The organism is Deinococcus malanensis (assembly GCF_014647655.1).
GTDB lineage: Bacteria > Deinococcota > Deinococci > Deinococcales > Deinococcaceae > Deinococcus > Deinococcus malanensis.
Genome location: NZ_BMPP01000021.1, coordinates 1 through 22,142, shown reverse-complemented (window position 1 = coordinate 22,142; position 22,142 = coordinate 1). Strand labels below are relative to the sequence as shown.

The window sequence follows — 22,142 nt, the reverse complement described above, 5'->3', positions numbered from 1 at the left end:
TGAGCTGCACGGTCCTCGTAGTGGACGACGAACCCTACATCCGGCACCTCATCGAACATGTCGTCACGCGTCTGGGATGCAGAGTCGTCATGGCCGGTGATGGCGAGCAGGCACTCAGCCAGCTGGATGAACATCCAGAAACGAACCTGATTATCTCGGACCTGAGCATGCCAGTGTTGGACGGATTCGGGCTGCTCGAACGGCTCAGAGGCCGTCCGGGCCCTGCAGTGGTGATTCTCACGTCCCGGGGGCAGGAGAGCGACGAACGCCAGGCACGAGAACTGGGCGCCGTTGGCGTTCTGACCAAACCCTTCTCCCGTCAGGACCTCCTGGGAATCATTGAAAGGCACGTCTCCGCTTGAGCGGCACCAGGTCCGTAGAATGACCCCTTCCAGACGGGCCTGACCCGCGACCCCACACTATGGCCCCCGACCCCAGCACTTCCATAGCCCGTGACGGCCTGCGTCTGCTTGCCGTCGCGCTCTGTATGGTGCTGCTGCTGCACGGGACCCTGCTCTTCAACCAGTCGTTTGTCAGGACCTATGACGCGCTGATTCATATTTTCTTCGGTGCGCATTACGCAGCGAACTGGTTCGATCCCTGGGAACCTCGCTGGTATACTGGGTTCTGGCTGGTGTCGTATCCTCCGCTCGCCCATTACCTCATCGCACTGGCCAGCAAGTTCGTGGGGCTCAAGCTTGGGTTCGCGGTGGTGCAGTTAGGTGCCCTGCTGCTACTCACGGTCGGGGTCTACCGTTTTTCCAGCTTGATCGTGCCTGCCCGGGCGGCCGGGTACGCCTGCGTGGCCCTGGCACTTTCAAGTTCCATCACCGAGACCGTTCATGTCTTCGGTCAGCTGCCCACCACGCTTTCACTGGCCTTCTTGCTCAATGCCATTCCCTTCGGCTGGGTCTGGGTTCGTGACAGTAACAAACGGGCGTTGATCATCGCGGTGCTGTGGATGGCCGCCACCACGGCGGCCCACCATGTCACGACCCTGTTTGGGAGTGTCTTCTTTACCGCCCCGGCCCTGCTGGTGGTAGTTCTGGCCACAGTGCGGTGGCGCGAGCTGCCGCCTGGACGGGGGCGTCTGGCAGCGCTCCCCATAATCCTGCCGCGTGCCGGGCGGGCTGTTCTCTTCGCCGTGCTCACCATCATGATGCTGGTGATCGTGGTGCTGCCGTACTGGCTGTGGAGCCGCGCAGATCCGATTGAACAGGTGCCCATTCCCCATGCCAGCCGGGACAACTTTCTTCAGAACCAGGCGGCAGGACTGGTGTTCTGGCTGATCCCCTGGGCCAGCACGGTCCTGTTTCTGCCTTTTGCCTGGGCGCAGATGCGCTCATGGCGCTGGCCGATCGTGGCCAGCCTGAGTTTGCTGTTCGTGCTGGGCACTGGAGGCACCACCCCCGTGCCGAGGGCACTCCTGCGCGGCGCTTTTGACATCCTGACCCTGGACCGCTTCACGTTCTGGGCGACTATCCTGATCCTGCCGTTCGTGGGCTTGGCTGTGGAGAGCGTCAGGGTTGGGGTGCTCGGCGCCTGGCTTCGCGCTGTCCTGACACGTCACGGTCTCAACGTCTCCCTGGCTCTGCTTCTGGTGTTCAGCACCGTCGGCGCGATCTCCGTCAGTACCCTCACGCGCTACCGCAAATTCCAGCCTGAGCCGATTGATATCGCGCCGATCGTGAATTTCCTGGAAAAAGACCTGCATTGGCGCTACCGCTATCTGACCCTGGGGTTCGGAGATCAGATGGCGTGGCTGTCGGCAAACACGCGCGCCAGCACGCCGGACGGCAACTACCATTCTGCGCGTCGGCTACCGGAACTGACCGCCACACCCATCGAGCGCCTGGAAGGGGCCAAGTTCAGCGGCACCGCCGGACTGGAGAGTCTGCGCCGGTTCCTGACCGTACCCGAGAAGTACAACCTCAAATACGTGTTCAGCAACGACGCTTTCTACGACCCGTTGCTGTATTTCAGTGGCTGGCACCGGCTGGGAACACTGGAAAACGGGATCGCACTGTGGGAGCGCGAAGATATTCCCCCCTTGCCGGAACGGCTTCCCCGGCCCGAACTCCCGCCCTACCAGGTCGCCATGTGGGGGGTGCTGCCCGTTGCTGCCCCTGTCCTCGCCCTGCTCTCGCTTCTGCTGCTGTGGAAGCGGCCAGTTCGACTGCCGGAGAGCGACGTGAATCTCACGGTGCTGCCGCCCCCTGCCGGATGGACTCTACCCCCTGGGCGGGTAAAAACCATCCGGCTCGCGGGCGGCGCGTTTCTGGTTGTCCTTGCGGTGGGAGTGGGCATGTCTACATGGAGGACCCTGCACGCGGCACAGACGCCCGACCGCGTCGTGATGAGCTACTGGGACAATATTGATTTCCGCCGGTTCGCCGCGGCCTACACCCTGATTGATCCACTGGAAAAGCTCTCTGAGGAGCGCTGGTTGCTTGACTTGTCGGTCCAGGGTGGGCTGCGTACGGGCTATGCCAAGCTCAGCGACATTGAGATAGATCGCGTGCGCTACCAGGGGAAATCCGGCGTCGTGGGGGCGCGGGCAACGGTGCAAGTGCGCCTGCGGTGGTTCACAGCGCTAGGAGAGTTCACGGATGTTCTGCGTCACGATCTGCGCCGCACGCCCAGAGGCTGGCGCATCCAGGCGCGACCCCTCCTTCAGGCCCGTCCACCAGGCCGGTTCATGGTCCAGCCTCAGGTCGCGTACGCTATCCCCGCCCGGCGCCTTCAGGGCGTCGGGGTCAAGGCGGGAAGCGTTCTTGACCGTCCACGGCTTTCCTTGGGCCCGGTACGTCTGGTGAGCTACCTGCGTCCCTCGCCAGACGGTGGAGCAGAGCGCGAGCTTGCGATGGTAGGCACCCTCACCAACGTGGACGCGCGACCGGCGGATACCACCATCACAGGTTTACTCCGGGACGCAGGGGGCCGTGAGATCGCGCGCAACAACGCGGAAACAGCCGTGATACACAAGCTTCTTCCCGGTGAAACCACCCCTTTTGTGATTCGGTTCGACGCTGTGGAAAGCGTGGTGACTGAGCGCCTGGTGGCCAGTGCGGCGGTGGATGCCAAGGGAGTGGTGTCCAGTCGAGACCTCTCCCGTACCCTGGGCGTGTGGACCGAACCTGGGCTCCGTATGGTGGCCTCAACGGTCGTCAACCTTGGGACCAGTGAGTCGACCATTGGTCACCTGCTTCTTGGCCTCTACCAAGGTCAGGATCTGGCCTGGGTCAACCATACATTTCTGCCGCGTTCTCTTGCCCCAGGCGACCAGCAGCGCATGCCTCTGCGCGCAGACTTGCCGCCCGGTTACCGCGTCCTGATGGCCGTGAAGCGCAGCGTGGAGGGTCTGCAGGTTCAGACCCGCGCTTTACAGCCCACCGAAACCTTTGCGTTAGCGGGAGACCGTCGTTACGCAGTCTGGGTGCATGATTTCAAAAGAGGCGAAGAGTGAGGACGGTTTCCGTCCTGGCCCTGAGCGCCATCCTGGTGCTTTCAGCCTGCCGCACGCAGCCGGTGGAGGCACCAACTCCACTGGTGGGGCCTTTCCAGGTGCAGGCGCGGGAGGTCTCAGGCAAGGTATTGGTGAAGGTCTTGGACTCCACCCGCGGGTCATTGCCGGAGGGAACCGTCGTCACCCTGGAACTTGCTACCCCTGCTGGCCCTATTACAGCCCGCACCGTCGTGAAAAATGGCGGAGCCTCACTTTCTCTCACCTACCATCGCGCGGGTCAACTGCACTATCGTGTGACCGCTGGACAACGTTCTCAGCGTGGCATGTTGCGGTTGGAAGCAGGAAGTGCCGTCCGTATCCACGCGGAGTCGCAACCGCGTGCGGTACGCGTCGTCGGGGGGCCACGACCACTGTTGGTGGCCCAGCCGGTTGACCGATTTGGAAATGTCCCGGTGAGGCCCGTGCGCATTCTCACTTTTCTGCCGGACGGAACGAGCACCCGGCGGGAGGCCACGCCCCGTCACCTTCTGATGTGGACTCCACTTCGCGCTGGTACCGGAGTAGGGGAACTGAAAGTCAGCGTGACCGCGGATGCGACCCGGCGCGAACTTGTGGTCACAGACCTGTTGCCTGGAGCCGCCAGCAGCGGAGTCCTTGAGGCACCAGCTCAGATTGCTTGGGCTGATGCCCAGGGGGGCTGGCGCCTGGATGCCGAGAACCTTCGTGATCGGCGCGGCAATGAGATCGTGACAGGTTCGGCCGTGACATACATCGGGCTGGGGCCACAGGACCTCCGCTTCATGGCCACGGTTCCTGCCATAGACGGAGAGGCCTCGCTGAACGTGGCACCGCTCCGTGCAGGTCGGTATCGTTTCTTTCTACAGGCTGGTTCCCTGCAGTCCGCTCGCGTGGGTCTGACGGCCCGGCCCGGGCTCAGGCGAGGATCGTTCCGCGTGAAGCGTCAGGGCCGGGTGATCATCCTGGGGCCCCTCGTGACAGTGCACGGCGCCCTGGTCGACACGGGCACCGGGGTGACCGCGACCGTTCTGTCGGCCGAAGGGCGATCTTTGCGCGAAGATGTGATTCCCGTGGTCGATGGACGGGCACGTTACGAGATCCCCGTGTTGCCTCCCAAGGCCCGGTTCATCCGATTCGCGCTGTTTGGTGAAGGAGTGACGACGCCCCTCTTCAAGGATTCACGGTGAAAAGTAGGATCCTGGTCGCTCTGATGCTCACCGGTCTGTTGACTGTTCTCGGCGGAATGCTGCTGACCGGCCCCTGGGTACATCTTCAGGAGCGGCTGCAGGAAGCCGCCCTGCGGACCGAGGCCCAGGCGGTCATCCAGGCGCGGTCCCTGGACCTCTCAAACCTTAACTGGACGCCCGACCGGACACAGTATGTTCCTCCTGCCGAGTCCCGACGCGACGAACTGGCCGACGCATACAAGAAAGCTCTGCTGGAACTGTCCTATGCCCTATTTACCGGAGACACGAGCGGTCTGACTACATATTTTGCTCAGGCGGCATTGGACGACGCCATACGTGCTGCCGCCTCCGGGAACCAGCAGCGGTTCGTGACCTGGAATCACAGGCTGGCGCTGCACTTTTATGCTCCCCAGGGCAACATTGCCGCATTCGCGGACTCTTACTGCTACGCCCAGTGGGCCGCGGCAACACTCCGGCCGATGTCGGGCCGGCGTAGCGTCGACGTGGTGATGCGCCTGGGAGAAGACGGCCAGTGGCGCGTGCATCAGTGGCGTGTCACCTTGGATGTGGCACTCGCCCTACGGCGCGGCCTCGACAATCCCGAGTCGGCGCGGCTGTGGCCCTGCCGGAGCTGACACGCACTCAGACGAACTGACTCAGGTCGGGCGACTCCCGCAATCGGACCAGGATGGTCTTCAGTTCCTGTACGCGGTCCTTGCGGGCAATCAACGTGGTGTGGCCCGTTCGCACGATGACCAGGTCTTCCAGGCCGAGCGTAACAATCAGGTCGCGTTCATCGGTGCTGTAGATGATCGCGCCGTGTGTGTCGACACCCAGGTGCCGGCCGACGACGGCATTCCCTCCGTCCTGGGAGCCCAGGACCCGTTCGAGCGCGTTCCAGTCGCCCAGGTCGTCCCAGGTGAAGGCAGCGCGAATAACGAGCGCTTTGCGGGTCTTTTCCATCAGGGCGTAGTCGAAGCTGAGTTTGGGAAGCTGAGCATACGCAGCGGCACCCTGTTCAAGTAAGGGCCCAACGATGTCCGGTGAGTGCTCCTGAAGCTCCCGCAGGGCCACCCCGGCCCGCATCACAAAGACCCCACTGTTCCAGAGGTATTGCCCACTATTCACAAACTGCTGCGCCGTTTCGAGGTCAGGCTTCTCGGTAAAGCGGGCCACCCGCGCGCCCTCCCAGTCATCCCAACCTGGCACTGGATCTCCCGCCTGGATATACCCGTATCCGGTCGCGGGGTACTGCGGCGGAATCCCGAGGGTAACGATGCCGTCGTGTTCGGTCGCGAGCTGTATGGCGGCCCGGATTGTCCGCTCGAAGTTCTCGATATCCCCGATCCAATGGTCAGCTGGGAAGAACCCCAGCACCACATCCTCACCTGCCTGCCGAACTGCTTCCGTGACGGCATACGCGATGGCCGGTCCAGTATCACGTCCTTCAGGCTCGATGATCAGGTGGTGGGCGGGAAGAGTTGGCAGATGGGTTAGAACGTCTTCCAGCCACGGCCGCGCGGTCACCACCCACAATCCGTCCCAGCCACCCGCAACGTTGGTCAGACGTTCAGCCGTCGCCTGTAGCAGGCTCTGCCCGTTCAGCAGTTGAAGGAACTGCTTCGGCGAGCTGCTGCTGCTCGCGGGCCAGAGCCGCTCACCCTTGCCACCAGCAAGGATGATGGGAAAAAACTGCGTCACGTCACGTCCCTCCCGAACATCCCGTTTTTCATGTTGTGTATCGTACCGGGAACAGCAGGTGAACAGTGCGGGGAGCCGTCCCTGGCGGGTAGTTTTCTCTTTTATTCTGGAATTGCTTAAGGCGACCGGTGGGGCGTGAACGGCGTAAACTGCCTTTCATCGTTCCCTCCATGAACGTTCCGCGTCCCCTTCACGGTGATGTGATCCCGACTCAACAGCCAGAGGACCTCATTCCAGCATGCCGCAACGCACATTCCATGCAGGCCGCTTTTCCAAGACCCTCAGGGCGTCAGAAGCCTTCCTGATCCGCCGAGGCGTTCCTCTCCGGGCCTTCCTGCTGCGGCCCCTGTGGCTCCCCCTGCTGCTGCTGCTGCTCGTGACCCTGACGGTCGCCTGGTCCGTGGTCCGGAACGCACACTATGAGGATCTGGTCCGGCGATCACAGGGGCACCAGACCCTGGTGAGTAACATCCAGAACAACATTGTCGACCTCGAGACCGGCCAGCGGGGCTTTATCATCACGCTTGACCCCGATTTTCTCCAACCTTACACCGCAGCACGGCAGGACCTTCCCAGGCATCTGGCCACCCTGCGCGCCTCGCTCCGGGATGATCCGGCCGAGGGAGCCATGAGGCAACTCCAGCGGATCGAGGAGGTGGAACGGCTGATTAACGAATGGGACCGCCGTGGAGGAGGCGTGGCCCTGCGCCTGGTGCGCACGGATTACGCAGCCGCTGTCGCGCAGGTGAGAAGTGGGGAGGGCAAGCGGCTGGTCGACAGGATTCGGGAGACCATCTTGGAGTTCAGGAGGAACGAATTCGCCCAACAGCAACGCTGGGCGCAGGAGAGCACACGAGCACTTCGGCTGGCCCTGCTGGTCACTGTTCTGGGCGTGCTGCTGGCCGCACTGATGTTCTTCGTGGTCCTGCAACGCACGGCCTCAAGTGTGTCACGCGTGCTGCAAAGCCTTGCTGCAAGCACCGCCGGGATCGCCAAGGGTGAGATGGATTCGCCTCTTCCCCCACATGCCATCACGGAGGTGGCTGCCCTGGCATCCAATCTGTCCCAGATGGGGCAGAAACTGTTTCAACGGGAGCGGGAGCGGGACGCCAACCTTACGGAACTGAGGGACAGCGAGAGGCGCCAGAAAGCGCTTATTGACGCCATTCCAGACATCCTGATGAGGGTTGGCAAAGATGGAGTAATCCACTCGTTCAAACCGCCTGGGGACCTAGAGAATCCAGAGTGGGTGAACGCGATGGTCGGTCATCATGTTCCTGATGTTCTGCCCCCCAGCGTGGCTGAGGTTCTGATGGCTGGAGTGACTCAGAGCCTCCGTACAGGACAGCCAGAGCGCGCCGAGTTCTCCATGGACATGGTCAGTGTGACTCCGAATGAGCCGGGCATCCTGGACTTCGAGGCCCGGTTCGTGCCCGTATTCGAGCAGGAGGCATTGATTATCGCGCGGGACATTACTGACCTGAAACGGGTAGAGCGTCTTAAGAATGAATTTGTGTCTACGGTCAGTCACGAACTCCGGACTCCGTTGACGTCCATCCGCGGGGCTCTCAGCCTCATCGCCAGTGGCACTCTGGGAGACCTTCAGCCGCGCGGTAAGAAACTGGTGGAAATCGGGCTGAACAACAGCGAACGGCTGGTACGCCTGATCAACGACCTGCTCGACATGGAGAAAATCGAGTCCGGCAAGCTGGAATTTGACATGCGCGAGCTGGACATCACGTCTGTTGTCCAGAGGGCCGCTGAGGATAACCGGACCTACGCACAGCAATTTGGCGTGACTCTCGACGTCGTCCCATCCACCCAAACGGCGCGGGTCAAGGGAGATGAGGACCGGCTGTTACAGGTCCTCACCAACCTGATCTCCAATGCAGTCAAATTCTCCCCCCACGGAAGCTCGGTCGGTATTTCTACCGCACTGCACGGCGCGCGTGTGCGGGTCTCAGTCCGCGACCGTGGTCCTGGCATCCCTCAGGAGTTCCGCGCACGGATTTTTGGAAGGTTCGCGCAGGCGGATTCATCTGTTACCCGGGAAAAGGGAGGGACAGGCCTGGGACTCAGTATCAGTAAAGCCATCGTGGACCGGCATGAAGGTCACATGTATTTTGAGGACCATCCGGAGGGCGGAACGGTGTTCGCCTTTGAGCTGCCGGTTGTGACACCAGTCATCCAGCGGGTCCCAACTGCTGATGATGCAGGTGAGGGTCCACTGCGGATACTCGTGTGTGAGGACGATCAGGACATCGCCCACCTGCTGCAACTCATCCTCCGGCAAGCAGGCTTCGACTCCGATGTCGCGTACAACGCACAAGAGGCAGAAGAGAAACTCGCCCAGCGGCACTACAACGCACTGGTACTGGACCTGATGCTGCCTGACCGGGATGGGGTCAGCTTCATCCAGGAGCTGAGACAACGCCCTCAGACAGCGACACTCTCCATTGTCGTCGTATCGGCCGTGGCCGACGAGCGGCGAGAGCTCATCCACGGGGATGCGGTCTCGGTGGTGGACTGGATTAACAAGCCCGTCGATACGACCAGACTCGTCTCTGCTGTACGGCTCGCGTCCAGCCGTGGTACCGACCGCCCAGTTCGTATCCTCCATGTGGAAGATGATGCGGACCTGCGCGACGTCGTGAAGGAAGTCCTCCACGACGTCGCGACCCTGGATCAGGCAGAAAGCCTTGCTGAAGCGCGTCGGATGCTGCGTGGCCAGTCATTCGACCTGGTCCTGCTCGACCCTGGCTTGCCCGACGGGAACGGCCTTGATCTGTTGCCGGAAATGCGTCTGATGTCACCACCGATGCCCGTCCTGGTTTTTTCTGCGGGTGAACTGGAGCGGGTCAATGCCGAAAGGGTGGCTGCGTCTCTGGTGAAGTCACGCACGTCCAACGAGGAACTGCTCGAAAAAATCCGTGCCCTCATTCCCCCTGCCGTGTCTGGAGACCCTCATGAATAAAGAACTGCACCGGGTGTTGCTGGTCGAGGACGACGCCGACATTCAAGCTGTGGCATTGATCGCTCTGGAAGATATCGGTGGCCTGCAGGTGCAGACCTGCGATACGGGGTTTGAGGCCCTCGAACGTTTCGAGCAGTTCGGGCCCGATCTCGTGCTGATGGATGTGATGATGCCCGGGTTGTCAGGTCCAGAAACCCTCACAGCGCTGCGTGCCCTTCCAGGCGGACAGCATGTTCCAGTCGCCTTTATGACGGCCAAGGTGCAACGGGGCGAGGTGCAGGAGTACCTTTCCCTGGGTGCGGTCGGCGTTATTCCCAAACCCTTCGAACCGATGACGCTGGCGGACGACCTGCGTGCCCTGCTTCAGACGCATTACGCCGGGACCCTTCACGTCTCACGGGAAGAGGAAGAGGAGCGCGCATTTCAAGCGCAGCTGCAGGAACTCAACTTACGCTTCACCGAAGACCTGCCGGTCCGCGTTGCGGGTCTGCGGGAAACCTGGGAAGCCGTGAGGCGGCACGATGTTCCGCCTCACGAGCTTTCCCGGCAAGCCCATTCACTGGTCGGCACAGGCGCCACCCTTGGTTTCGGGCAACTTGCCCAGGTTGCCGCGCGTATCGAGGACGACCCGGCGCTGACCGGGAAACGCACGCTTGATGCGCAGGCAGCTGAGCACATCGAAAGCCTGCTGGTCGAGTTGGAAGCCGTCGCGCGCGCCAAGCGGGAATAGGGAATGACACCATTCTAGTTCGGTGCGGGCAGTGAGCATCGAAACCCCGCCATCCTGCCGTTACAAGAGTGGTTGACGTCATATTGAGACTATGGGCGCCTAACCGTCTGATGCCGGGTCGAGGCACTCTCAGCTCTGGAAATCGTTGCCAAAGGTCGCAGATAACGCTGTATGGAAGACAACCGCTGCGGTTGCCGGCAGGTCATTGATGAAAACTTCCTCTGGCTGCGGGAATTTTGACGTTGTTACTATCAGGTGTGTCCGGCATGATCAGGAAGGTGATTCAGGGTGGAGGAGTCCTGTTCCTCTCGATGCTGGTGGTCAATGTCCTGAATTATGGGTATGCGGTGGTGCTGGGACGGGTATTCGGGCCGTCGGAATATGGGGCCTACGCGTCGTTTATTTCCCTGTTCCTCCTCGTAGCCCTGCTGCCGCTCACGTTGCAGCAGGCAGGAGCGCGGTACGCTGCCATAAATGAAAGCGTGGCGGCCTACACAACCCGCCTCGCCTGGATCGCTGGAGGCGGGTTCGGCCTGGTGCTGGTAGCCGGGTCGTTCTGGCTCTCCCCGCTGCTGAATCTTCCCGCAGGCTGGCTCGTCTGGCTGGGAGTGCTGGTTCCTTTCTACGCATGGCTGGGGGTTCTGCGCGGGGAAGCTCAGGGACTACAGAACTTCCGCGGCTTCGGCCTGAACATGGTGCTCGAGCATGCCATAAAGATTCTGCTGACCCCTCTGGCACTCCTGGTCCTGCCGGGAGCCACAGGGGCGGTGGCGGCCACCCTGGCTGCGCTGCCCGCCACCATTTGGCATCTGAAGCGCTATCAGAGCACCCTTCAGGTCACACTCGCCCGTCAGCAGGAGGTACTGCAGTATTCAGCTCCGGTGTTCACCAACCTGGGCGCTCAGGCCGTCATCATCAACAGTGACATCCTCATGGTGAACGCCCTCCTGCCACGCCAGGAGGCAGGCATCTATGCGGCCGTCGCGATGATTGGCCGTGTGGTGTTTTACAGTTCCTGGGCCATCGGGACCGCGCTGTTTCCTATGGTCTCCGCGCGGCAGAACGCCGGAGCCTCCCCCCGCCTGCTGTTGTGGGTCGCGCTGGGAACCGTGGGCCTGATCAGTGGGGGAATCACACTGGTGTGCGCGGTGGCTCCTGAGTGGGTCCTTGGACTGCTGTATGGAGACGCTTACCTCCCTGGAGCACCACTGGTCGGCCCGTATGCGCTGCTGACGACGCTTTATGCTTTGGCCAGTGCGATCAGCAACCATTATCTGGCGCTAGGCGAGCATGCCGCAGGTTACCTCCCGCTTCTTGGGGCCGCCGCGCAACTGGTTTTGATCGGTCTCTTCCATGACACCCTCAGCGAGGTTGTCTGGAGCCAGATGGCCGCCAAGGGGGGACTGCTGGTGCTGAGCCTTCTCTCTGTGGTGTGGTTTGAGAGGAGAAGACAACGTTCTGGTTAACTGCTGGTTCTGTCCTGAGGAGCAACTGGGCGGCATCTGCACTTGGCGGTGGCTATCCCGATAGTTGATATGACGCCTTGGACGCACTTTTTTGGCCAGGAGTCTTGCAGTGGCTACGGGGGAAAGTATCAATGGCACCTGTGGTGCCGGGGGGCGTCCGATCAGGTGCCGGAAACTGACTCAAGGGCCTGTTGCAGCGGAATCCACCTCGAAGGCTTCGAACGCGACCGTGCCTGCCGAACTCTGCATGCCCACGCGGCCTGACTTCGTCTGGAGGGGCACATCCTGCGCAACCCGTTTGCCGTCAAGCAGCACGGCATACGTGCTGGACCCGACCTCCACCCTCAGGGTGTGAAGCTCCGTGCCCGGTGGTGTCGTAGGAGCTGATCCTTGACCCTCATAATCTCCCTGCTCGTTAAAGTATCCCCAGGTCAGCGTGGTACCGTCGTCGCTGTAGCGCACCAGCTGACGCCCGGTTCTGCTCTCGCCTTCCGGTGAGCCAAATATCACGCCCCCCCCGTTGCCGGTCAGATTCCTGAATCGGGCGGTCAGAACAAACGGGGCCTGGAATACCCGGGGAGACAGCAACACCTGATCGTAGCCCTCCTCGGTGGTCTCAGCGAAAGTGCGTGCCTGCAGTTGCCAGCTACCACCAACAGGCGCCCACCCGGTAGCCTCAGGCGACCCGGTAAATGGTTCACGGAAAGCACCTGTGCTCTCAGCCGTAGGGGCAGGTGCCGGATCTGGCATTTCGGGCGCTGTCGTAGCACTAGGGGCGCCCTCTACCGTGACCTCTGCGCTGTCAAACGCGGCCGATCCGACGGATGTGGTCAGCCCAATATGACCAGCACGCGAGCGAAGAGGAATAGTCTTGGCAAGCTGCCGACCGTCCAGGACGATGCTGTAGCTGTCCGTGCCCACCTGGATTTCCAGCACGTGCCGTCCAGCCTTTTGAGGCGGCAGGGTCTGTGCGAAGCCCGCTCCAATGAAGTCACCCTTCTGGTCAAAGTGCCCCCAGAACAGACCGCTGCCATCGTCGGTGTAACGAACCAGTTGCGCGCCGTTTTTGGAATCAGCAAGGGGAGCATTGAACATGATCCCGTCCCCGTTCCCCTGCAAGTTCCGGAGGGCCACGCGGAAGGTGTATGGCGGCTGGTAGATGCCGGTGGAGAGGAGGGCCAGGTCATAGCCCTCTGTCTGCTCCTGCACCACCGCACCATCCTGAGCCGTCCACCGCCCTCCCGCAGGCCTCCATCCAGCTGCCTCGACGCCCCGAGCCAACGCCGCCGGGTCAAGCAGGTTACCCGTCCGGCCCGGCGCATCCTGAGCGGTCGCGACGGCGGGCAGGGTGCTTCGCGGAGATTCGGCGCGGGCCAGTAATGGATGCAGCAGCAAACCTGCGGCGGCGACAAGACCCACTGTGACGCCGGTGATGAATTCCGGGCGTCGGGGATTGAAGCGCCAAGTAGGCACGGAAGCGTCCCGTGGCACGGCTGGACTGCGCGCCGGCTTTCCGCTGAGGACGTTACGCAGGACGTCACGCGCAGGAATCTCAATCTTTTTGAACGTCAGGATCGAGACGCCGACGATCAGCGCCAGGTAGACGAGCAGGAAGGATAGACTTGTCCCCCCGTTAGTCGCGATCCCAGCGGTGTTAGAGAATTTGTACAGCCAGTCCCAGAGGGGGGCGTGGAAGATGTACATCGAGTAACTCGCCTCGCCAAGCAGCACCAGAAATGGAACGGAGAGAACGGCAGTGAGGACGCCCTTCCCCGTCGCCAACGCGTAGATCAGCGCAGCGAACAGGGGAGCCAGCAGGCCATTGTGAAGAAACACGTACGGAAAGCTGCCGCTGAAGGCCAGTATAAGCAATAGGGCCAACGCCACCACGGGTCCGAGGATTGTGCCTGCCTGGACGTCCATACGCCCCTGTGCCCGGCGTGTAAGATAAAACTTCCCCAGGGCAAGGCCCATCAGGAACTCAGGCAGGCGGGTGAGTGGGTTGAATTTCACGGCGTTGAGCCAGGGTTCATAGGTGCCCAGCGCGCTGCCTGAACGCTCTGTTATCAGATGCGCCGTTGGGGGCAGAAGGGACAGCAACCATAATCCCAGGAAGGTCAGGGCGAACGCGCCCGACGTGGCGACCCGGAATTTTGGGTACAGCAGGGCGGCCAGCAGAGGAAACAGAAGGTAGAAAAAGGCCTCCACAGACACTGACCACGATGGGCAGTTCCAGACGCAGGCCGTGTTGGGGATCCAGGCCTGTAGTGCAAGAGGCGCCGTTAGACCTGTGAGCCATGCCGTCAAGGGTGAGATGTAGTCCCCAGAAGCCTTACCAATGAAAAAAGGCAGCCACAGCAACAACCCCAGCAGGTAGACGGGGTAGATTCGAGCGACACGAGCAATCCAGAACTTGCGGGCGTCCACCGTCCGGCGGGCATCGGCGTCAAGGTAGACATAGGTCAGGATGAAGCCCGACAGCACGAAAAACAGCGTGACGCCAACATAGCCGGAATGGAGGATGTTGGAAACCCAGAATGGTGCCCCTTCGAAGGTCCGCAGGCCATAGTGATACAGCACGACGTGCATCGCCGCCAGGAAACGCAGGCCGGTCAATGCATGCAGCGTTGGTGCAGGGAGCGGCGATGTGGTCACACGGTCACTTTAAAAAAACGAGCGTGTATGTGACGCTCACGGAAACTTGAGATCGCACGGGCATCTTCACGTTTTGTGGGCCGTGCCGGGTCCAGGTCTCCAGTCAGGTGCAGCAGCGGGCCATGCACGTAGATAGGATATGTAACCTGTTCAACTTCAGGGATGCGCCCGACGACGGGGCAACTTGCGTATTCTGCAACCCGCTCTTTCATCCAACGAACGAAGATCCATCGTCGGATGAAACACTTGGGGAGGCCATGATCATGGTTTCTCCCGCTCCCTGGTTTAACCGAATGCCAGGCTTTGTAGGCCGCGTCGATCATCGTCAATCCGGTGTTCAGCGCCGTGACGCCAGCAGTGCGGTCAAGGTGCACTTTTCCTCCGGTAGTGGCAGGGGAGATGGGAGAAATCCGGTATGCGCTCCCGGCAGAACCGGAATTGGAGGACAAACATTCCAGATGCTGAAGTTCAGTGGTTCACTACTTCCCAAGGGCTGCTTGGGCGCCGCGAAGACGAGCACAGGGGTCAGGGAGAGTAGCGAGTGCCTGCCGTCCCGTGTGCCCTCGCTTCCAGTAGCTCCACAGCGGCCGTACTGGCCGCCGCAGTCAGACGCCACTGCGCCGTGACTTCACCTGCTGTCAGAGTCAGACTGTAGCGCCCTCCATTTTTGACGGAGTACAGGGTCAGGGCGCTGCCATTGACCTGGAACGTGACCGCACGGTTTGCCAGTTCAATTCGTACGTGTACAGGCGCGGTCCCCAGACCTGCGTCAGGACGAGAGCGTGCGGTTTCGCTGTTGTTGATAAAGAGGCGCCAGACTTTGGTGTGCTCCTCCCGGCGCAACTGAATCACCTTGGGAGTGGTCGCGGCCGAGGTAATGCCTACTGCAACTCCGTCATGGGTAGGAGTTCTGGGCTGACGGAACTTGACTGCGAGCGAGACTGGGTTGGCGTACCGTAGAGGCTGACTGGCGTACGACCCTCCTGCGTCAAGGTTCACGCCAGCCGGCAGGGGAGTGGTGCCATTCAGGCCATTGATCTTCCCGTCGGTCACTTGACCATCGACCAGCGACACCGGAGCTTCTCCCTGGCTGGAATATTGGTTCGTAAACGCCTGGGCAAAGACTGCGGCTGCCGCAGAGGCCCGGCCTGATCCGTCGATCAGCCCGAAAGGGTTCCGGTATGCTCCCGGAACGTGGTCATAGGCCGCCCACGCAATCAGGCCGGAAAACCCGTACTTTTCCGCCCAGTAGACGCTTTCTTCTACAGCACGCTTCTGCATTTCGGGCGTACTCGGCGTGGTGGGCCGTAACCCGAGCGGCAGATCCCACTGCATGCCAGGTACGATCATGCCACTGTCGTCATTGTAGGAAGGCCAGCCCAGTTCCGAGAGAACCATCGGCTTGCGAGCAATGTTATGGTCGCTGATATACCGGTAGATGGTAGCGGGGACAGCATAAGGCCAGAAGCCGTTGTCTGCCCACAGGTAGCTGTTGAAAAACAGCGCGTCAGACAGGTCGTAGATCGACTGGTGGCCCACAGGCGCACCTTCGAACTTCTTGAAGGTATTGTCGAACGCGGCACTGTTGACATACACGCCCAGATGCGGCGCCTCGTCTTTGATCACCTGCTTTAAGCGGCCCATCCAGGTCAGGATTCGGCCCGCGACCTCGGGATCTGCCCACGCGCCGAACCCGTCCGGCTCGTTCTTCAGATTGACGCCGTGTACATTGGCTTTGGCTGCCAGCATCCGGGTCACCCAGCGGGCGTAAGCTTCATGGTAACCGTAGTTTGTCTCCAGTGTGGTCCAGTCAAATCCGCCATGTTCCAAGGTCTCCATCTCCATAAACAGGGTGGGGACGACGTCCAGACCTTCGGCGCCTGCGAGGTCGATAAAGCGGCTGACTGTCTGTAAGCGCGCATCATTGAATGTGCCCTTTCCATCTGTAAATCCGAGTTGTCCCCAGGCGCGGTATTCATGGTCGTAGAAAAGGAAGACGCGCACCGTATTGATGTTCAGTTCCCTCTTCATCTGCTGAAGATCAGCTCGAACCTGTTCGTCCGTCAGCTCTCCGCGTTCGTATTCCCCCCACCAGGAGGGATTCCTTGCCAGCCGTGGCCAGTACATTGCCCCTTTCATTGGCGCTCCCGTACTGGTGAGCTCAGAGGCGGTCATCTGAGACCACTGAGCACCAACAGCACTGGTCACTTCGGTTGGGCGGGTGGGCGCACTTGTACACGCTGTCAGCATCAGGCCCATAAGTAACAGGGCTTCCGACAGAAACACCTTGCCCGGGCGTTGTTCCCAATTATACTTCGGTGTGGCCCGGCTGCTAAGGCGATACCGCTGGCACAGGCCACGAAGGGCATCGACAGGCAACATAGAGTTGAATACGTAACGGATGCCCACAAGGCCTCCCTTCTTTCGGTAGCTCAGCCGACCACTGGGGTCCCGGAAGCTTTGCGTCACCACCTCACAGTGGTTTTGCCGTTGTCGGTTAAGAGAGACAGGCCAGGAGGCTTGTCACCTTGCACAGATTAGAGAAGTGTTGATGACGCTCCCCTTACACCTGGATAACGTGAAGTTCGCTGGTTCACGGGCCGCTTCTCACGTAAGGTCGATACGGACGTCTGGTTTGAAGGCAGCTTTGAGTGCCTTCTGAGGATATGGCGTTCAGGCGGTCATTTCGGTGGTAAGGGAGCGATGGGTTCGAATTCAGTCGCGCTCAACCACCGAAGTGTTGGTCTGTCTTTTCCGCCGCTGACGCAAGAATCATGTCAGGTAGGCTGCTCTACATTGCCAGCATGTCGAGCGCTCCTCAGCCTGAACAGGAATACGCCCGGCTCCTGGACCTTGCCCGGTACGACATTCTCGATACAGCCCCTGAGAAGGCTTTTGACCGCATCACCCGACTGGCAGCCCGGACTCTGCGAGCGCCTTCAGCCGTTCTGAATTTTGTGGATCAGGATCGGCAATGGGGAAAGTCGTGTTTCGGGACGACCGACAGCACAGCTCCGCGCGAGCACTCGTTTTGTGCCTGGACCATCCTGAGCGACGAGGTCCTCACGGTGGCGGATGCCCGCCAGGATCAGCGTTTTCTGGATAATCCGCTGGTCCTTGGGAGCCCGAGTATCCGGATGTACGCGGGCGCACCACTCACCACGCCCAGTGGACACCGTATCGGCTCCCTGTGCGTGTTCGGTGATGCGCCCCTTGACCTTGAGCCGGCGGACCTGGAGGCCCTCCAGGATCTCGCAGCGTTAGTCATGGATGAACTCGAGTTGCGGCTGCACAACCGCGCACTTCAGTCCCAGGTGAGCATGCAGGGCCAGCAGCTGCAGGAATTGCGCCAGTTGGTGACGCACGCCCAGGTTCTGGAAGACATCAACAGGCTGCTGGACGCCACATTGAGTCCTCAGGAGGCCACCCTGGAAGTCTCGCGCCTGATCGGAACAGCCATTCACGCGGACTGGACCGGACTGATGGCTTTTGAAGCGGACACCATGACCGTTCAGGTCGCCCACCACCAGCCTGACCTGAACCCAGCCCTGCTGGCATTCGCGGCGCGCCTGCCCGACCTCGCGGGCGGCGTGACGCGTTCCCTACGAAACACGAAGCACACCACTTATCTCGAGGACTACCCGCAGCATCCCCTGGCACTGCCGGAAGGGGTTGAGGCTGGGCTCAAGTCAGCCGCGTGGGTGCCACTCGGTCAGCATGCGAACATCGACTACCTGCTGATTGCCGTTCGCGCTGACCGAGGTCGCCGCGCCGCGTGGCGCGCCAGTGACCGGGCATTGCTGGACGCTGCCGGGCGGAGCGTGCGCGCCGCGCTTGTCCGGCACTCGGTGCTGGAAGCCAGCGTTCTGCAGGCGCGCCGGGACCCATTGACCGGTGTAGCCAACCGCCGCGCGTTTGACCAGGATCTTGAGAGGCGGGCACATTCACGGCAGTCATTTACCCTGGCCTTGATTGATCTGGACGGCTTTAAGCTTGTAAATGATGTCGAAGGGCATGCGCAAGGTGACCGTGTCCTTCAGGTGTTCGCTACGGCACTTCACCATGAAGTCCGGGACTTTGGTCAAGCCTACCGGTACGGAGGCGACGAGTTCGCACTGCTGTTGGACCCGACAAGTGAGGACGACACCATGGAGCACGTCGATATTGCGACCCTGGCTGCCCGTCAGGTGACGGCATTGCCCCTGGGCGCGAGTACTGGCGTGGTCAAGGCAGAAGCGGGGTACTTTTCTGGCACCGAACTGCCGGACCTGGAACGACAGGCCGATCAGCGCATGTATGAAGCCAAACGACGCCGCCAGCGCCTGCGTGCGCAACTGCCGACGAAAGTGTGACAGTCCTGGTGGACCTGGGACGATATTGGCAGGGAGTTCTTTTCCTCCAAATTGGCAGTCTTTAACAGGAAATCTTTCGGCACTGGACATTCTTGAAAGGCGATTTCGAAGCGTAAACGCGAAATCCTCGTTGAGCGGGGCTATTCGACTTACGGGGCAGAATGCAGGTCCTGGCTCACCTCCCTTTTTTGCCTGAAGCACAATGGGATGAGGTTATGAGCACATGGTTTTGCCACCATGCTTCGGCGCGGAGATAACAGTCACTGGGAACCACAGGCACATGGCTATTTGATTAGGGCCTGTATGGTTTGTACGAGGGTCTCGTTGGACGTCTGTGACTTCATGAGGGCAGCAGCAACCCGTTCCACGCTGGGGCGGTCGAGTTCGCTTGCAGAAAACACCAGCACCGGCACGGGAGGGAACTGAGCACGCAGGTGAGGCAGCAGTTCCAGTCCATTTCCATCGGGCAGGCCGAGATCCAGAAGTACCAGATCAAACTGAGAGAGTTGAAGCTCGGTCAGGGCGCCTGCCACGCTCCCGACCTGGGTGATCCTCGTCAGCTCGCCCAGAACCTGGCCCACCACTTCTCGCAGGTCCGCGTCGTCTTCGACATGCAGGACATGTGGCTTTGAATGGTCATCCCGCCTCAAGGCCAGACGCACGGCGGAAAGCAGCCTTGGCGTGTCCAGGGGTTTGTTGAGCCAATCCACCACATACAGAGCGTCACCCAAGAGAGTACTTTTCGTTTCATCAGCAACGGCACTCAAGACCACGATCGGCAGGTCAGCCGTCTGTGGCCGGCTGCGCAGCTCTCGTATAAATGAGATGCCGTCCTTACCGGGAAGTAGCAAGTCCACCAGGAGCGCGTCATACGTGTGTTCGAGGAGCCGCTGCTCGGCCTCCTCGGCGCTATAGGTCAGGTCAGCCGTAATGTTTGCCTTTTGTAAGGTCAGCTGCAGCACATGGGCAATGTTCGGGTCATCCTCGCACACCAGTACCCTGCGACTCACGGCACCCGGCCCAGCGGTGGGCGTAGCAGGGCTAAGCACAGGAAGCTCGAACCAGAACACCGTCCCCCCCTCTGGATGATCGTTGAAGGCGATGGTTCCACCGTGCCGCTCGACAATGGCCCTGCTGATGCTGAGTCCGAGCCCGGTGCCGCCTCGCTCACGGGTGTCTGCCGCGTTCGCCTGAGCGAAACGTTGGAAGATCCGGCTGCGGAACTCCTGCGGTATGCCTTCACCCCGGTCGCGTACACTCACCCGTACCCGGTCTGCATGACGGCCAAGGGCAATGGTGACGGTTTCTCCACGGGGGGAGAACTTCACGGCGTTTGAGATCAGGTTCGCCAGGACCTGAGTCAGCCGGTCTGGATCACCCTGAATACGCACGTCACCCGAGTCATTCAGGTACTCAAGGTTGACGTCGTATTGTTGAGCGTATCCTCGATTCGCATCCACGGATTGCTCGGTGAGGCTTCCAAGGTCCACGGCCTTGATGTGAAAATCCAGCTTGCCGGACTCAAGTTTTTCGACGTCCAACAGGTCATTGATCAGTCGCACGAGGCGTTCGGTGCTGCTGAGCGCAATACCGACCAGGTTCTGTCCGCGCGGCTGGAGTTCGCCGAATATTCCACTTGCGATCAGGCTCAGCGACCCCCGGATGGAAGTGAGCGGCGTACGGAGTTCGTGGCTCACGGTGGACACGAACTCACTTTTCATGCGCTCCACGCGTTTGCGATCACTGACGTCGCGCAGCATCACCAGAACCTCGTCATCCTGTATGCGCACACATCGCACCTCGCACTCGGTAGCCACACTGTCTCCCGAAAGGAGCATTTCCAGGCAGAGGACATCATTTTCGTGCAGAGATGAATGGATGGCACGTTGTAGCGCTTCCGTCTCCTGGGGCGGCAGGACGTCTTGAATGTGCTGCGCGCCGCGAAACACAGTGGGGGAAAGGGCGCCGGCCTGAAGACTCAGCACCCGGCCCTGGTTGTTCAGGTGAATCAGGGTGTCAGGAATTGCGGACAGCAACGCCGTGTTCTGCGCTTCACTGGCTTGAAGTCTGGCATTGGTCGCCTGCGCATATGCCAGGGTCTGCTCCACTGCACGCTGGCTGACGCGCAGTTCGAGTTCGCTGGCGACAAGCGCAGCGAATCGTTCTAGGACCTCGCGCTCCTGCTGGGAAAACGGTAGCCGGGGTTTGCGGTCAATCGCGCAGAGGCTGCCGATCACATGACCGGCACCAGTAATGATAGGCGCACCTGCGTAGAACTGAATGGTGGGCTCGCCAGTCACGAAGGGGTTGTGCTGAAAGCGCGGGTCCTGTCGGGTGTTGGGAACGACCATGGTCTCACGGGTATGCACGACATGCGCGCAAAACGAGTGCCGTCGGTCCCCTGCGAGGGTGAGGGTCCCAATACATGCTTTGCTCCACTGGCGCTGGTCATCGACGAAGTTTATAGCTGCGATTGGCACATTTAAGGTGTGGGCTGCGAGCCAGACGATATTGTCGTATGCAGCTTCCGGCAGGGTATCGAGAATATCGAACCGGGCAAGTTCCAGCAGTCGTTCATTCTCCCGCTCGTGTTCGCTGGTCTGGTCGTGGTTCACTTCAGCCCTCCCCGTCGGCATCTGAGGTTCACATGCAGTTTATGCCTTCGCGTTGACCGTGAGGGTGACCCGATATGGCGTCGATGGAGATAAGCCCCCACGATAGGAGGCACCATCATGACTGATCGCAGAATCCACACCGCCGAGTTCAAACGGGATGCCGTGCGACTGGCCCGAACCAGCGGCAACCTGGCCGGGACCGCCCGGGAGCTGTTGGACGACACCGTTTTTGAGAACCGGGAAGTGGCTCGACACGCGGTCTTCGAATTCATCGAGGTTTTCTATAACCGCCAGCGTCGTCACTCAACTCTTGGGTACTTGACGCCACTGGAGTTCGAACGCCAAGCTACAGCCGCTTAACTTCAGCTACGCAATATCGGGCCAAGCCCAGTTCGACGCGCTGGTGTTCATCGGGGCGAGTCCACGCTACCTGAACGACCAGACGTACTGGGGTGGCTTCGAACGGGCCGACGTCGACGGGTTCTACGGCCTGGTGGATGGGCGGCAGGGCTGGCAGGACGCCCTGACCGGCATGCTGCTCAACCAGCCGGTGTCCCTGGCGCTCCAGGAGGTTGCACAGCGGGTTCGGGGCGTGCGGCCGGAAGTGGCGGGTGTGGTGGCGCGGGCCATCTTCGAGTCCGATTACCGTGACCTGCTGGAGCAAGCCCGGCACCCGGTGCTGGTGACGCAGACCCGGGCCGACAGCGCGGTCCCGACCAGCGTCGCGCACTACCTGGCACAGCACCTTCCAGATGCAGAAACCGCCTTCCTGCCGAGGGTGGGGCACTTGCCCAATTTCACAGAGCCCGAGGCCTACAAGACCGTCCTGAACACCTTCCTGGACCGGACAGGGAAGCACGTTCTGGCGCCAACTTATTGATCACGGCGTAGGTTTGCACCCATCAGGTGTTGTGGGAGGTCTACATACCGGACACGTTGCCACGCGCCAGTCAGCTTCTCCTTCAAAGCCATCAAGGT

At 61.0% G+C, this 22,142-nt stretch carries 14 protein-coding genes, 1 pseudogene and 1 riboswitch; of the genes and pseudogenes, 10 read left to right on the top strand and 5 right to left on the bottom strand.

Annotated elements, in window-relative coordinates:
- The first annotated feature begins 20 nt into the window (after nucleotides 1-20).
- The 4 genes from IEY49_RS18380 (at nucleotide 21) to IEY49_RS18365 (ending at nucleotide 5,306) form a co-directional block, all read left to right on the top strand.
- On the top strand, nucleotides 21-362 hold the full coding sequence (locus IEY49_RS18380; protein WP_189011445.1) for a response regulator: 342 nt from the start codon (nucleotides 21-23) through the stop codon (nucleotides 360-362).
- A 59-nt stretch (nucleotides 363-421) separates the two neighbouring features.
- Nucleotides 422-3,466, top strand: a complete 3,045-nt coding sequence (locus IEY49_RS18375; protein WP_189011443.1) for a putative glycosyltransferase family protein — start codon at nucleotides 422-424, stop codon at nucleotides 3,464-3,466.
- Between the two features lie 461 nt (nucleotides 3,467-3,927).
- The gene (locus IEY49_RS18370; protein WP_189011441.1) at nucleotides 3,928-4,671 is read left to right on the top strand and encodes a hypothetical protein; all 744 of its coding nucleotides are present in this window, start codon (nucleotides 3,928-3,930) and stop codon (nucleotides 4,669-4,671) included.
- Complete coding sequence (locus IEY49_RS18365) at nucleotides 4,668-5,306, top strand: hypothetical protein (protein ID WP_189011439.1); 639 nt, start codon at nucleotides 4,668-4,670, stop codon at nucleotides 5,304-5,306. The genes IEY49_RS18370 and IEY49_RS18365 overlap by 4 nt, the downstream gene beginning before the upstream one ends.
- A 7-nt stretch (nucleotides 5,307-5,313) precedes the next feature.
- Here IEY49_RS18365 and IEY49_RS18360 read toward each other — a convergent pair whose 3' ends face one another.
- Complete coding sequence (locus tag IEY49_RS18360) at nucleotides 5,314-6,372, bottom strand: mannose-1-phosphate guanylyltransferase (protein WP_189011437.1); 1,059 nt, start codon at nucleotides 6,370-6,372, stop codon at nucleotides 5,314-5,316.
- A 238-nt stretch (nucleotides 6,373-6,610) separates the two neighbouring features.
- Between IEY49_RS18360 and IEY49_RS18355 the strand changes: the two genes are divergently transcribed.
- The 3 genes from IEY49_RS18355 to IEY49_RS18345 all read left to right on the top strand — a co-directional run bounded on the left by IEY49_RS18355 (nucleotide 6,611) and on the right by IEY49_RS18345 (nucleotide 11,542).
- A complete protein-coding gene (locus tag IEY49_RS18355) occupies nucleotides 6,611-9,346 on the top strand; it encodes a response regulator (RefSeq protein WP_189011435.1) in 2,736 nt (911 codons plus the stop codon).
- On the top strand, nucleotides 9,339-10,076 hold the full coding sequence (locus tag IEY49_RS18350; protein ID WP_189011433.1) for a response regulator: 738 nt from the start codon (nucleotides 9,339-9,341) through the stop codon (nucleotides 10,074-10,076). The genes IEY49_RS18355 and IEY49_RS18350 overlap by 8 nt, the downstream gene beginning before the upstream one ends.
- 266 nt (nucleotides 10,077-10,342) lie before the next feature.
- The gene (locus IEY49_RS18345) at nucleotides 10,343-11,542 is read left to right on the top strand and encodes a lipopolysaccharide biosynthesis protein (protein ID WP_189011431.1); all 1,200 of its coding nucleotides are present in this window, start codon (nucleotides 10,343-10,345) and stop codon (nucleotides 11,540-11,542) included.
- A gap of 180 nt (nucleotides 11,543-11,722) precedes the next feature.
- Here IEY49_RS18345 and IEY49_RS18340 read toward each other — a convergent pair whose 3' ends face one another.
- The 3 genes from IEY49_RS18340 to IEY49_RS18330 form a co-directional block, all read right to left on the bottom strand.
- Nucleotides 11,723-14,197: an acyltransferase family protein gene (locus IEY49_RS18340; protein WP_189011429.1), complete on the bottom strand. Its 2,475-nt coding sequence runs from the start codon at nucleotides 14,195-14,197 to the stop codon at nucleotides 11,723-11,725.
- Complete coding sequence (locus IEY49_RS18335; RefSeq protein WP_189011427.1) at nucleotides 14,194-14,571, bottom strand: hypothetical protein; 378 nt, start codon at nucleotides 14,569-14,571, stop codon at nucleotides 14,194-14,196. The genes IEY49_RS18340 and IEY49_RS18335 overlap by 4 nt, the downstream gene beginning before the upstream one ends.
- 151 nt (nucleotides 14,572-14,722) lie before the next feature.
- Nucleotides 14,723-16,228 (bottom strand): hypothetical protein, encoded by a 1,506-nt coding sequence (locus tag IEY49_RS18330; RefSeq protein WP_189011425.1) that lies wholly within the window; start codon nucleotides 16,226-16,228, stop codon nucleotides 14,723-14,725.
- Nucleotides 16,229-16,620: 392 nt separating this feature from the next.
- A riboswitch (cyclic di-GMP riboswitch) is annotated at nucleotides 16,621-16,696 on the bottom strand.
- Between the two features lie 305 nt (nucleotides 16,697-17,001).
- Here IEY49_RS18330 and IEY49_RS18325 point away from each other — a divergent pair.
- Complete coding sequence (locus IEY49_RS18325) at nucleotides 17,002-18,549, top strand: sensor domain-containing diguanylate cyclase (protein WP_189011423.1); 1,548 nt, start codon at nucleotides 17,002-17,004, stop codon at nucleotides 18,547-18,549.
- Nucleotides 18,550-18,833: 284 nt separating this feature from the next.
- On the opposite strand, the gene IEY49_RS18320 is transcribed toward IEY49_RS18325, so the two are convergent.
- Nucleotides 18,834-21,164 carry an ATP-binding protein gene (locus IEY49_RS18320; protein ID WP_189011421.1) on the bottom strand — a complete coding sequence of 777 codons (2,331 nt, stop codon included), beginning with the start codon at nucleotides 21,162-21,164 and terminating at the stop codon, nucleotides 18,834-18,836.
- 204 nt (nucleotides 21,165-21,368) lie between these two features.
- Here IEY49_RS18320 and IEY49_RS21570 point away from each other — a divergent pair.
- Nucleotides 21,369-21,524, top strand: a pseudogene (locus IEY49_RS21570) (IS3 family transposase); the annotation flags it as partial.
- A gap of 43 nt (nucleotides 21,525-21,567) precedes the next feature.
- Nucleotides 21,568-22,044, top strand: a complete 477-nt coding sequence (locus tag IEY49_RS18310; RefSeq protein ID WP_189011419.1) for an alpha/beta fold hydrolase — start codon at nucleotides 21,568-21,570, stop codon at nucleotides 22,042-22,044.
- Nucleotides 22,045-22,142 lie beyond the last annotated feature (98 nt).

Excerpts from the sequence above, each read along its gene's own strand:
- IEY49_RS18350 (WP_189011433.1), top strand. The coding sequence starts at position 9,339 with ATGAATAAAGAACTGCACCGGGTGTTGCTGGTCGAGGACGACGCCGAC.
- IEY49_RS18355 (WP_189011435.1), top strand. The coding sequence starts at position 6,611 with ATGCCGCAACGCACATTCCATGCAGGCCGCTTTTCCAAGACCCTCAGG.
- IEY49_RS18330 (WP_189011425.1), bottom strand. The coding sequence starts at position 16,228 with ATGAAGAGGGAACTGAACATCAATACGGTGCGCGTCTTCCTTTTCTAC.
- IEY49_RS18375 (WP_189011443.1), top strand. The coding sequence starts at position 422 with ATGGCCCCCGACCCCAGCACTTCCATAGCCCGTGACGGCCTGCGTCTG.
- IEY49_RS18325 (WP_189011423.1), top strand. The coding sequence starts at position 17,002 with ATGTCGAGCGCTCCTCAGCCTGAACAGGAATACGCCCGGCTCCTGGAC.
- IEY49_RS18345 (WP_189011431.1), top strand. The coding sequence starts at position 10,343 with ATGATCAGGAAGGTGATTCAGGGTGGAGGAGTCCTGTTCCTCTCGATG.